Source organism: Sphingobacteriales bacterium (assembly GCA_012517435.1).
In the GTDB taxonomy this organism is placed as follows: Bacteria; Bacteroidota; Bacteroidia; order CAILMK01; family JAAYUY01; genus JAAYUY01.
On the sequence record JAAYUY010000205.1, the window covers coordinates 1 to 12,852 of the forward strand.

The window sequence follows — 12,852 nt, forward strand, 5'->3', positions numbered from 1 at the left end:
AGGAAGAATGATAACGAGTTCAGAACCCGGGTGGCTGATTCAATACAGACGGCAACAAATGAAGGAAATGGCAGGTGCTGGATACAGGTAAACGGTGATGAAATAAAAATGTTTTCAAACCTGCTCGAACTCGATGGAATCAGGTTTGATGAACCGGTGCCTGATCTGTTTTCTTTCAACAGCCCTTATGGTGCCTGTCCGGTTTGCGGTGGCTTTGGCGATATTCTCGGTATCGATGAAAATAAAGTCATTCCCAATAAAAACCTGAGTATTTACGATCATGCAGTCAGTTGTTGGGAAGGGGAAAAAATGGGCAAATGGAGGGAAGATTTCGTCAGAAAAGCACCCAAATATGGGTTTCGCATTTTTGAGCCCTATAAAAACCTGACTGAAGAAGAAAAAAACCTGCTCTGGGATGGAAACGGGGATGTGGAAGGCATCATGGACTTTGTCTCCATGCTGGAAGGAAACGCTTATAAAATTCACTACCGTATTTTAATTTCACGTCTGAAAGGAAGAACTACCTGCAGGGCATGTAAGGGAACAAGGCTCAGAAAAGAAGCTTCTTATGTGAAAATTCTTGGTAAGTCAATCGGAGAATTACTGAACCAGCCTGTCAGCAGTGTTTTAGCTTTTATGAGAGAGGTGGAGATAGCTTTTGAAGGGAATAAAGCCGCACGTAGATTACTGACAGAAATCAATACCCGCCTCGGAATGATGGAAAAAGTCGGACTTGGCTATCTGACCCTCAACCGCTCTTCACGGACATTGAGCGGAGGAGAAAACCAGCGCATTCAGCTCATTTATGCCCTTGGAAGCAACCTGACCGGAAGTCTGTATATTCTGGATGAACCCAGCATCGGACTTCACCCGAAAGATACCCATCAACTGATTGAAATTCTGAAAGAACTGAAAAGACTTGGAAATACCATCATTGTCGTTGAACATGATGAAGAGATAATACGTTCGGCAGATGAAATCATTGATTTGGGCCCCGGAGCAGGTACGAATGGCGGTCAATTGGTTTTTCAGGGAAATGCCGGAAAAGCAGGCAATGGATTTCAGGGACTGACACATGCTTATCTGACCGGTGATATGTCTGTCCTCATCAGGAAAAGAAGAATGGATTTCGATGATTTTATTGAAGTCAGGGAAGCAGTAAAACACAATCTTAAAAGTATAGATGTATCCATTCCGCTTCATGCCATGACGGTGGTAACGGGTGTCAGTGGTTCAGGAAAAACAACGCTGGTCAGCGAGGTGATTTATGAAAGCCTCAAACCTTTAGCAGACGGGCTTCCCCCCGATTTTACCGGTTGTACTTCCATTTCAGGAAGCCTGAATCAGATCAGACACATTGAATTTGTCAGTCAGGACAGCATTGACCGTAGCCGGAGGTCAAATCCTGCCACTTATCTGAAAGTATTTGATGCCATCAGGGAGCTTTTTGCTTCGCAGAATTTAGCCAGAATTAAAGGATTTACCCCTGCTCATTTCTCCTTTAATGTGGAAGGCGGCAGGTGTGAGGAATGTAAGGGAGATGGCGTCATCAACGTTGAAATGCAGTTTCTGGCTGATATGGAACTGATTTGTGAGGAATGTAAAGGGAAAAGATATAAACCTGATATTCTGGAGATTACTTATAAGGAAAAGAATATTGATGATGTGCTGAACATGACTGTTGCCGAAGCAAGCGAATTTTTCAGCCAGCATAAAAATATCGTTACAGGACTTGAGCCTTTGATGATGACCGGATTGGATTATCTTAAACTCGGACAGCCAACTTCCAGCCTGAGCGGTGGTGAGGCACAACGCCTGAAACTGGCCGGTTTTCTTTCAAAAGCCTTTCGGAATGTTGGTCATACCTTGTTCATTTTTGATGAGCCCACCACCGGACTCCATTGGCACGACATCAACAAACTGATGAATGCCTTTGAAGAGCTTCTGAAAAATGGCCATACGTTGTTAATCATTGAACATCAGCTTGATGTAATTAAAGATGCTGACTATATTATTGATTTGGGGCCGGAAGGTGGTGAAAAAGGAGGTTATGTGGTTTTTCAGGGGAAACCGGAAGATATTTTAACTGTTCCAAATTCCCATACCGCCAGGTTTTTAATGAATAAATTAAGTTAAATTATTGATAGCCAATAAGATATAAACTTTCATTTTGATTCGGTTCAGATGAATGGAGTATATAAAAATCCTTAAATTTGTAAGCTGAAAAAATAAACAATTTTTTATGAAAACATCGTTTCATCCGGATATTGAAAATTATCTTGTAGGACAAATCATTTCTGAAAATATAAAAACAGCATTTATTTTTGAAAAATACGGATTAAAACTTCACGGTAACCTGAGCCTGACAGTTAAGGAGTTAAAGCTAAATCCGGCCATAGACTATGAAAATCTTTTGGAAGAGCTCATTAAAAATATGGAATTAAAAGATATCATCGTTGATTACAAAAATGCTTCGACCGATTTAATAGTTGATTATATTGAGCAATACCACCACAGCCGGCTGAAATCTGTTTTACCTGTTTTGCTGAAAAAAGGTAAAATTTTATCGGAACTTAATGATCATCAGATAATTAAAGATCTTTATTCTCTTATTTTTGCCATGGCTGAAGATATTTATCCTCACATGGATATGGAAGAGAAAAAACTCTTTCCCGTTATCAGAACGTATCTGCATTACAAGGATGACCTTTGTAACATTAAAGAATTATTCAGGGAAAAAATTAATGTAGCCTTTCTTGAACACGAGGAAGCTTCCGGATTGTTAAAGGAAATTAATAAACTGTGCGACAGCTACGACCCGCCTGAAGACCTTGGTAAGGATGGGAAGGAATATTTCAGGCTCGTCAGGGATTTTTCAGATGATATGTATGAACATATCATGCTGGAAGAGCAGGTCCTCTTTCCCCGTCTGGCTGATTTTTAGTATTTTCTGCCATTAAGTTTTTCAGGTGTCTGATAAAATTAAATGTTTTCATTGCGGGGATGATTGCGGCAAATACCCGGTGTTTTATGACGACAAGAATTTTTGTTGTCATGGGTGCAAAACAGTTTATGATATTCTGAAAGGAAATAAGCTGTATAAATATTATGAGCTTGAAAGCACCCCTGGAATCAAGACGGAAAGCATAGTTCAGAACGAAAAATTTGCCTATCTTGATGTAGAAGAAATCAAAAAACAGTTGATTGAATTTCAGGATGATACGTATTCAAAAGTGAGTTTAAACATTCCTGCCATTCACTGCAGTTCATGTATCTGGCTTCTCGAAAATCTCAATCGTATTCAGCCGGCTGTCATACAGTCGCAGGTTAATTTTACGACAAAGGAGACTGTCATTCTTTTTGAACATCAGAGAATCAGTCTTCGACAGCTTGTCGAACTGCTTGATTCTCTTGGATATACACCTCATATATCGCTGGAAAGTATCAGCAAAGGCAAAAGCAAACCGTATAACAAAATGTTGTTGATTAAGATAGGTGTGGCTGGATTTGCTTTTGGAAATATTATGCTTTTCAGCATGCCTTATTATATTCCCGGTAAAGAGCTGATTGAAGAGCCTTTCAGGAATTTCTTTACCTGGCTCAATCTTGTTCTTTCACTACCTGTATTGTTTTTCTGCGGTTTTGATTACCTGAGGGCAGGGCTGAAAAATCTCTACTACCGTTTTATCGACATCAATCTTCCTATTGCCATCGGGATGCTGGCTATTTTTGTTCAGAGTGTTTATGAAACCATATCGCAAACCGGTCATGGTTATTATGATAGCCTTTCAGGGTTAATATTTTTCCTGCTCATCGGGAAATGGTATCAGGACAAAACATACAGGGCACTATCCTTTGAAAGGGATTACAAAAGTTATTTTCCTGCTGCTGTCCTGAAATCGGATTCATCGGCTGAAAACTATATCCCTGTTGAAAAATTAGCCATTGGAGACCTGATTATCATCAGAAATCAGGAACTGATACCTGCTGACGGACAGTTGCAGTCGGAAAATGCTATGGTAGATTACAGTTTTGTAACCGGAGAATCAAAACCGGTATTGATCAGCATGGGACAGCAGTTATTTGCAGGGGGAAAAATTATTGGAAATGCTGTTAAAGTATTGATCAACAAAGAAGTACAACAAAGCAGACTCACCGAATTGTGGAACAGGGAGGATTATAAATATACCGACAGACCTCCTTTTATCCGGTTGATAGACAAGGTAAGCCGTCATTTTACAGTGATCGTCTTAGCTATTGCTGTCCTGACAGCGGTTTACTGGCTTTTTGTCAATCCTTCATTAGCCATCAGGGCTGCCACTGCTGTTTTGATTGTAGCCTGCCCATGTGCTCTGGCATTATCCATTCCTTTTGGATTTGGCAACAGCATGAGACTCTTTGGTAAAGCCGGTTTTTTTCTGAAAAAATCGGAAGTTATTGAAAAAATTCATCAGTGTGATACTTTTGTATTTGATAAAACAGGGACACTGACAGATACCAGTGAGGGTGAAGTTGTTTATGAGGGTGATGAATTAAAAGATGAGGAAAAAAAATGGATTCATGCTCTGGTCAGGAGCTCCGTGCATCCGCTTAGCCGTGCTATAGCTTTTTATTTAAAAGAATACTATCACCCTGATATACAGGTAGATGATTTTAAGGAGATTATTTCTTCCGGTATTTCCGGAAGGGTTGAAACCCATAAAATTTTAGTCGGATCAGCAGCATTTACCGGAGCAGAAACATCCTTTTCCGAAAATGCTGAAGTCTGGATTTCAATTGATCAGCAGGTTAAGGGGAAATTCAGGGTAGGTGTGAAATTCAGGAATGGGTTGAAAGAGCTGGCTGCCGAGCTGATTCCTGCCTTTCATATTCACATCATATCGGGCGATAATGAGCATGAACTTCCTCAGTTAAAGAAGATTTTCACTGAAAACACTCATTTTGCTTTTCATCTTTCACCGGTGCAAAAGCTGGAATATATCAGAAAACTTCAGTCGGAAGGGAAAAAGGTACTGATGGTGGGCGATGGGCTGAACGATGCCGGAGCCTTGCGCGAAAGTCATGTAGGCATCAGTATTGCTGATAAGGTTTTCCACTTTTCACCTGCCTGTGATGCCATTCTGGAAGGTAATCAGTTCAATAAATTGCTCCATTTTAAAAGATTATCATCCAAAACGCTTGCTGTCATCCGTTATAGTCTGCTCATCTCTTTCTTTTATAACATGGCCGGGTTGTATTTTGCCGTCCGTGGCATGCTTTCCCCTGTCATTGCTGCCGTTTTAATGCCGGCCAGCTCAGTGACGGTTGTTGCTTTTGTGGTTTTTATGACCAATGTCATTGTGAAAAGGGGACTTGAAAAGAGTGGCAAATAACATAATTTTTCAGTCAGGAAACTGATAATATTTAGTTCAAAACCTTACTTTTGCAAATTGGTTGGAAATATATTTAAAAAAGATTTTCAAAAAGTTAAAATAAAAAAAACAATGGCAAAACAATTCACAATTCAGGAGGCTTTGGATTATCATTCCCTGGGAAGGCCCGGAAAAATAGAGGTTGTCCCCACAAAGTCCACCTGCTGTCAGAAAGACCTTTCTCTCGCATATACACCTGGTGTGGCAGAACCGTGCATGGAAATATACCGCAACCCCGATGATGTATATAAATACACGGCAAAGGGAAATCTGGTAGCTGTCATCTCAGATGGTACAGCAGTTTTAGGGCTTGGCGATATCGGTCCTCTGGCAGGAAAACCTGTCATGGAGGGCAAAGGCCTTCTCTTTAAAATATTTTCTGACATTGATGTATTTGATATTGAGATTGATACGAAAGACCCCGATAAATTTGTCGAGGCATGTAAGCTGATAGCTCCTACTTTCGGAGGTATTAATCTTGAAGACATCAAAGCCCCTGAATGTTTTTATATTGAAGAAAGGCTGAAGAGCGAGTTACAGATACCTGTCATGCATGACGATCAGCATGGCACTGCCATTATTTCCGGAGCAGCTTTAATCAATGCTGTTGAGATTGTAAAAAAGGATCTTTCAAAAGTGAGAGTTGTATTCAACGGAGCTGGAGCAAGTGCAATTTCCTGTGCAAAACATTATGTGGCTCTGGGCATAAAAAAAGAGAACATCATCATGCTCGACAGCAAGGGAGTTTTGAGAAAAGACAGGGATGACCTGAATAAATATAAGCAGGAATTTGCTACTGACATTAACGTCCGGACGCTTGAGGAAGCTATCAGGGATGCTGATATTTTTGTTGGATTGTCGAAAGGGAATGTGCTTACTCAGGATATGATACGTTCAATGGCTTTCGATCCGATTATATTTGCCATGGCGAATCCGGTTCCGGAAATTTCTTATGAAGATGCTATTTCTGCACGAAAATCACTCATCATTGCCACCGGACGTTCCGACTATCCCAATCAGGTGAACAATGTACTTGGGTTCCCGTTTATTTTCCGTGGTGCTTTGGATGTAAGGGCAACCTGCATCAACGACCAGATGAAAGTGGCTGCTACTTATGCACTGGCTGAGCTGGCCAAAATGCCTGTTCCTGAAGAAGTCAATATTGCCTACAATGTTAAAAATCTTTCTTTTGGAAGAGAATACATCATACCAAAACCGTTTGATCCAAGGTTGATCAGCTATGTTTCGGCTGCTGTGGCTAAAGCTGCTATGGACAGTGGAGTGGCACGTAACCCTATTACTGATTTTGAACAATATCAGGATGAGTTGTCGAGAAGGATAGGAAAGAAGAGCAGTTTTATCAGGCAGATACGCTCAAAAGCACGTCAGAATCCCAAACGGGTAGTATTTGCCGAAGCCGATAACTATAAAATTCTGAAAGCAGCTGAGATTGTTTATAATGATAACGTGGCTGTTCCTATCTTGCTTGGTAACAAGGATAAAATTAAGAAACTTATTGAAGAATTCAGGATCGACCTGCCGCAGGAAGTTGAAATTATTGATCCGCGTTCACCGGAAGAATCGGAAAGAAGGAAACAGTTTGCTCAGATGTATTACGAAAAGCGTCAGCGGAGGGGGATTTCTCTGGCAATGGCGAAAGACAGATTACGCCACCGCAACTATTTCGGTCCGTTTCTGGTCGAAACAGGTTTTGCTGATGCCATGATCAGCGGTCTGACTACGCCTTATCCTGATACCATTCGTCCGGCTCTTGAAATTATCGGGAAAAAAGACGACTGCCGCCTGGTTTCCGGAATGTATATCATGGTTACACAAAAAGGCCCTGTATTCTTTGCCGATACAACCATCAACATGAATCCTTCCGCTGAAGATATTGTTGAAATAACACTTCAAACGGTCAAACGCGTGAAGATGTATAACATTGAACCGAGGGTTGCCATCCTGAGTTATTCCAATTTCGGCTCCAACAAAGGAAAAATCCCTCAGGTTACCCGCGAGGCAGTTGAAATATTACACAGAGACTATCCTGATTTAATAGTAGATGGTGAAATGCAGGCCAATTTTGCAGTTAACAATGAATTGCTGAAAGAACATTTTCCATTTTCAAAACTGGTGGATGCTCCGGCCAATACCTTGATTTTTCCATATCTGACAGCCGGAAATATTGCCTACAAACTTGTTCAGGAAATGAGCCAGAGCGAAGCCATAGGCCCCGTAGTCAATGGCCTCAAAAAGTCGGTTCATATTTTGCAATTAGGCAGCTCTGTTAATGAAATTGTCAATATGGTTCAGATTGCTGTCATTGATGCCAACAACAACGAATAGGAGAACCGGAAACTAATGTACGAATATATTAAGGGACAAATCATTTCACTTACACCGGCTTATGTAGTCATTGAAACCGGAGATATCGGTTATAAAATCAATATTTCCTTAAATACTTACGAAGCCTTAACCTCCTTAAAAGAATGTACGCTTCTGCTTCATCTGGCCATCAAAGAGGATGCACATATTTTATATGGCTTTTCAACCGCAGAAGAGCGAGATTTGTTCCGCGACCTGATTTCTGTTTCCGGTATTGGTGGTGGCACGGCAATGGTGGTCCTTTCTTCCCTGAAAACAAATGAAATTATCAATGCAATAATAAGCGGTAATGTATCGTTGTTAAAATCTATTAAAGGTATTGGCCCCAAAACAGCCCAGAGAATGATTGTTGAACTTCAGGATTCGATGAAAAAAACAGGGAAAGACTTGTTTTCACCCCTTGTGTTTACGGATGAAGTATTTGATGAAGCCGTCAGTGCCCTGGTGATGCTGGGTTACAAAAAAGCAGAAGCCGAAAAATCGGTAACTAAAATAATCAGAGAAAACAAACAAAAACTAACAGCTGAGGAGATTATCAAACTATCATTAAAAGGATTGTAAGCGATTGACGTCACCAATGAACAGTAAGATTCTACAAAATACCGTCAGGACAGTTGTTGTTTTGTTTGCAGCAGTAGTTTTTGTTTATGGAATAGGAGGGCCTCACCCCGTTCAGCTTTCTTCCGTAAAAAAGCCACTTGTTCCTGACGATACAGGGAAAAAAGCTGTATTGAAATATCCCGTCAGCAGTTCATTAGATCCGTTGACACCCCGCAAAAGCCACAGTTTCGACCTTTCTATTCCTGATGCCATCGAAACCCACACAGAACTCGATACTTCCCTTTCAAATTACCGTATGTACAATACCATTGGCGGAATCAGGATAGGAGAGGAAAGAGTCATATCGCTGGCCGATTATATCGCCATGCAAAATCGCAACAGTATTCATGATTACTTTAAAGAGCGATCGCAATCACAGAATTTTCTTCAACGTGAAAAAGGATTTGAGCCCAAGATAAATATCAAAACCCCCAAGGTGGTGGAAGATATTATTGGCGGTAATATCGACATTAAGCCCCAGGGAATGGCGGAGCTAAGTTTTTCTTACGACATCAACCGCATATCAAATCCGGCATGGACACTTCAGCAACAAAGAAACTCTCAGTTTAAGTTTGACCAGAAAATCAAGCTAAATGTCAGGGGTAGTATTGGCGACAAAATAGGACTTGGTATAGGTTACGACACGGAAAGCAATTTTGAATTTGATAATGAAATAAAACTCAGGTACGAAGGAAAAGAAGACGATATCGTTAAACTGCTTGAAGCCGGAAATGTGAGTCTTCCAGTTCAGGGTACGCTGATTACCGGTAGTACCAGTCTGTTTGGTGTCAAATCAAAGCTTCAGTTTGGCAAGCTGATGATGACCAATGTATTTTCCCAGCAAAAGAGTGAAAAAAAGGAAATCATCATCGAGAACGGTGCACAGAAGACCACATTCAACATTTCTTCTCTTGAATACGATGCCAACAAACACTTTTTTCTTAATCAGTATTTCAGGAACTATGTTTATGAACAGGCTTTAAAAACCTTACCTGTCATCAACTCACCCATTCAGATTACCCGAGTGGAAGTATGGGTCATTAACCGTACGGCTGATTTTAACAATACCCGCAACCTGGTGGCCTTCATGGATTTGGGTGAGCCACATCCTTACAACAGCAGCAACCTGAATCCCGACAAGGGTGATTTTGTTCTTCCCAAAAGCGATTACCCCGACAATGGGGCTAACACGCTCTTTGAAAATATTGACAAACCTGAATTTCGTTCAAATGCAACCGTTAGTCAGGAGTTGTCCAAACTTTCGACCACATCGGCCAAATTTTACAATGGTCAGGACTATATTAAAATTGACAATGCCCGCAAGCTCAATCCCAACGAATACACCATCAATGACAAGCTGGGATACATCAGCCTCAATCAGCGCCTCGATCCCGGTTATGCCCTTGCTGTTGCTTATGAATATACCTTCAACGGGGTCAGGTATCAGGTAGGCGAATTTTCTCAGGATGTTCCGCCCGACCCAAACAATCCCAATGTTTTATTTGTTAAAATGCTGAAAAGCACCTCTACGCGTACCGACATCCCCATGTGGGATCTCATGATGAAAAATATCTACAGCCTTGGTTCTTCGCAGATTCAACCGAATGAGTTTAAACTCGACATCATTTACGAGGATGATAAAAGCGGTGCCAATCTGAACTATATTCCTGAAAGTGCAGAGCCTCAGCTGAATGGTAAACTGCTTATTCAGGTGCTCAATCTTGATAACCTGAACAGCACCCAGCACAATCAGCCGGATGGTATTTTTGACTTTATTGATGGAATAACCATCAACTCCGGTCGCGGACTTATCATTTTCCCCACACTGGAACCTTTCGGCTCGACACTCAGAAAAAAATTCATAGATCAGAAACTGGCAGATTACTATTGTTTTGATGCCCTTTACGATTCCACACAGGTTCAGGCAGAGCAGCTCAAACAGTTTGATAAATTTTATATCAGAGGGTATTATCTGGGTAGTTCAGGAGCTGAGATTTCCCTCAATGCCATTCAGGTTCCCGAAGGATCGGTCACCGTTTCGGCAGGAGGGATGCAACTTCGTGAAAATATTGATTATACAGTAGATTATACCTTAGGCCGCGTTAAAATTATCAATCAGAGTGTCCTCAACAGCGGACAACCCATTAAGGTAACCTGTGAGAGTAATTCATTATTTACCATTCAGCAAAAGACCCTGATTGGAACCCGGCTGGACTATAAATTTTCTGAAGATTTCTTCCTGGGGGGAACCCTGCTTTACCTGAAAGAAAAACCACTGACACAGAAAGTCAATATAGGAACCGAGCCTCTAAATAACGTGATTTATGGCTTTGACGGAAGTTACCGTACCGATAGCCGCTTTCTGACCAAACTTGTGGACAGAATACCGCTAATCGAGACCAAGGAAATGTCGGAAATTTTAATTACAGGAGAATTTGCTCAAATCATACCCGGCCATCCCAAAGCCATAGGACCTTCAGGAACTTCTTATATTGATGATTTTGAAGGAAGTGAAATACCCTATGACCTCCGGATGGGAAATTACTGGTCATTGGCTTCAACCCCACAGGGGCAACCCATCGAGTTTCCTTACGGGCAATATTCCAACGATCTGCGTAATGGTTACAGACGTGCCAAACTATCATGGTATTCCATTGATGACCTATTCTACAGAGGCACGGCCAATACGCCAAAAAATATTGATACTTTCATGTTGTCGCGCCATCGTATGCGTGAAGTACTTGAAACCGAGCTGTTTCCTTTCAAACAAATGCAGACAGGGATGCCTTCAACACTCAGAACATTCGATCTGGCTTATTTCCCTTCAGAGCGAGGCCCGTATAACTATGACTATGCCAGCCTGGATTATTATGGTAAGCTGAAAAACCCTAAATCCAACTGGGGTGGAATCATGCGTAAAATTGAAACCAATGATTTTGAAGCCGCAAACATTGAATATATCGAATTCTGGCTGCTCGATCCCTATCTCGACAGTGATTTTCAGCCTGATGACGGCAAACTGATCATTCACCTCGGGGATATTTCTGAAGATGTACTCCGTGACGGGGCTAAGTTTTTTGAAAACGGTCTGCCCAAAGATACAAGCAACAAAAAGGTGAACAATACTATCTGGGGAAAAGTTCCTACCATCAATCCTATCAATTATGCCTTCGACAACGATCAGACAGCACGTGATTTTCAGGATGTCGGATTAGACGGACTTTCTGACAACGAAGAATATAATTTCCGTAAAACCGACTTTATTGATAAACTTCCTAACATGGACCCTGGCGCCAAACAATTGATTCTGGACGACCCTTCTGCCGACAATTATCATTTCTTCAGGGGAGATGACCTCGACAATGCCAATGCCGACATCATTGAACGATATAAAAACTACAGAAATACAGAGGGAAATTCACCTATTCCGACCCAGAACCAGCAGTATTCAACCACAGGAACCCTCAGCCCTGATGTAGAAGATGCCAATGGTGATTTTACCCTCAATGAAATTGAAGCTTATTACGAATATGATATTAACCTCCACCCGAATATGACGGTTGGGGAAAACTTTATCGTTGATAAACAGGTAGTTAAGGTTAAGCTACGCAATGGCAGTTATGATGAAGCCGTATGGTATCAGTTTAAAATTCCTATCCGAGCCTATGACAAACGTGTCGGACAGATCAGGGATTTTAAGTCAATACGCTTCATGAGAATGATTCTCACTGATTTTGAAAAAGATGTGGTGCTTAGGTTTGGAAGGCTTCAGCTGGTTCGTGGCGACTGGCGGCAATACCTTTACGATCTGAAGGCTCCCGGTGAGGTAACCGGTCCGGGCGATCCCATTGATTCGACCATTTTCGACATTTCAACCGTTAACATTGAAGCGAACGGGAAACGAGACCCCATTCCCTATGTCTTGCCACCGGGTATTATCCGTGAACAGGACATCAGCACCTACGAACTGCTCGAAGCCAACGAACAATCCCTTAGCTTTTCAACCTGTCTTCCGGATGGTGAAGCACGTGCAGCCTATAAAAATGTTTCTTTCGATGTCAGAACCTATAAAAGGCTCAGAATGTTTGTTCATGCTGAAGCGAAAAAAGGTCAGACACTCAACTATGGCGATCTCTCCCTCTTTATTCGCATGGGCACCGATTTCAGCAGCAATTATTACGAATATGAAATTCCGCTTAAACCAACGCCTTATGGTACCAGCGATGCCGAATTAATCTGGGATACCATCAATGAAATAAACATTTTATTTGAAGAATTTTTCAGGGTCCGGCAACTGAGGGAAACAACACCCGGTTCGAGCCTTATTCTGCCTTTTACTCAGTTCGATAAGGCCAATAAAGGCCGGATAACGGTTTTGGGTAATCCCGACCTCAGCAATGTCAAAGTCATCATGATTGGCGTCAGAAACCCGTCAAAAGACAATAGTTTTGTAAAC

6 protein-coding genes are annotated in these 12,852 nt (G+C 41.5%); all 6 read left to right on the top strand.

All coding sequences use genetic code 11. The features are described from left to right. Nucleotides 1-2,136, top strand: a 2,136-nt coding sequence (gene uvrA, locus GX437_11260) for an excinuclease ABC subunit UvrA (GenBank protein NLJ08239.1), incomplete at its 5' end; no start/stop codon positions are given. Nucleotides 2,137-2,242: 106 nt separating this feature from the next. Beyond that, the gene (locus GX437_11265) at nucleotides 2,243-2,944 is read left to right on the top strand and encodes a hypothetical protein (GenBank protein NLJ08240.1); all 702 of its coding nucleotides are present in this window, start codon (nucleotides 2,243-2,245) and stop codon (nucleotides 2,942-2,944) included. A 25-nt stretch (nucleotides 2,945-2,969) separates the two neighbouring features. After that, nucleotides 2,970-5,372 (top strand): HAD-IC family P-type ATPase, encoded by a 2,403-nt coding sequence (locus GX437_11270; GenBank protein ID NLJ08241.1) that lies wholly within the window; start codon nucleotides 2,970-2,972, stop codon nucleotides 5,370-5,372. 111 nt (nucleotides 5,373-5,483) lie between these two features. Then, nucleotides 5,484-7,757 carry an NADP-dependent malic enzyme gene (locus tag GX437_11275; GenBank protein ID NLJ08242.1) on the top strand — a complete coding sequence of 758 codons (2,274 nt, stop codon included), beginning with the start codon at nucleotides 5,484-5,486 and terminating at the stop codon, nucleotides 7,755-7,757. 15 nt (nucleotides 7,758-7,772) lie between these two features. Then, entirely contained in the window at nucleotides 7,773-8,357 is a 585-nt protein-coding gene (gene ruvA, locus GX437_11280; GenBank protein NLJ08243.1) for a Holliday junction branch migration protein RuvA, read from the top strand. 16 nt (nucleotides 8,358-8,373) lie between these two features. Then, nucleotides 8,374-12,852, top strand: a 4,479-nt coding sequence (gene sprA / locus GX437_11285; GenBank protein NLJ08244.1) for a cell surface protein SprA, incomplete at its 3' end; no start/stop codon positions are given.

Coding starts and splice junctions, on each gene's coding strand:
- GX437_11275 (NLJ08242.1), top strand. CDS start 5,484: ATGGCAAAACAATTCACAATTCAGGAGGCTTTGGATTATCATTCCCTG.
- GX437_11265 (NLJ08240.1), top strand. CDS start 2,243: ATGAAAACATCGTTTCATCCGGATATTGAAAATTATCTTGTAGGACAA.
- ruvA (NLJ08243.1), top strand. CDS start 7,773: ATGTACGAATATATTAAGGGACAAATCATTTCACTTACACCGGCTTAT.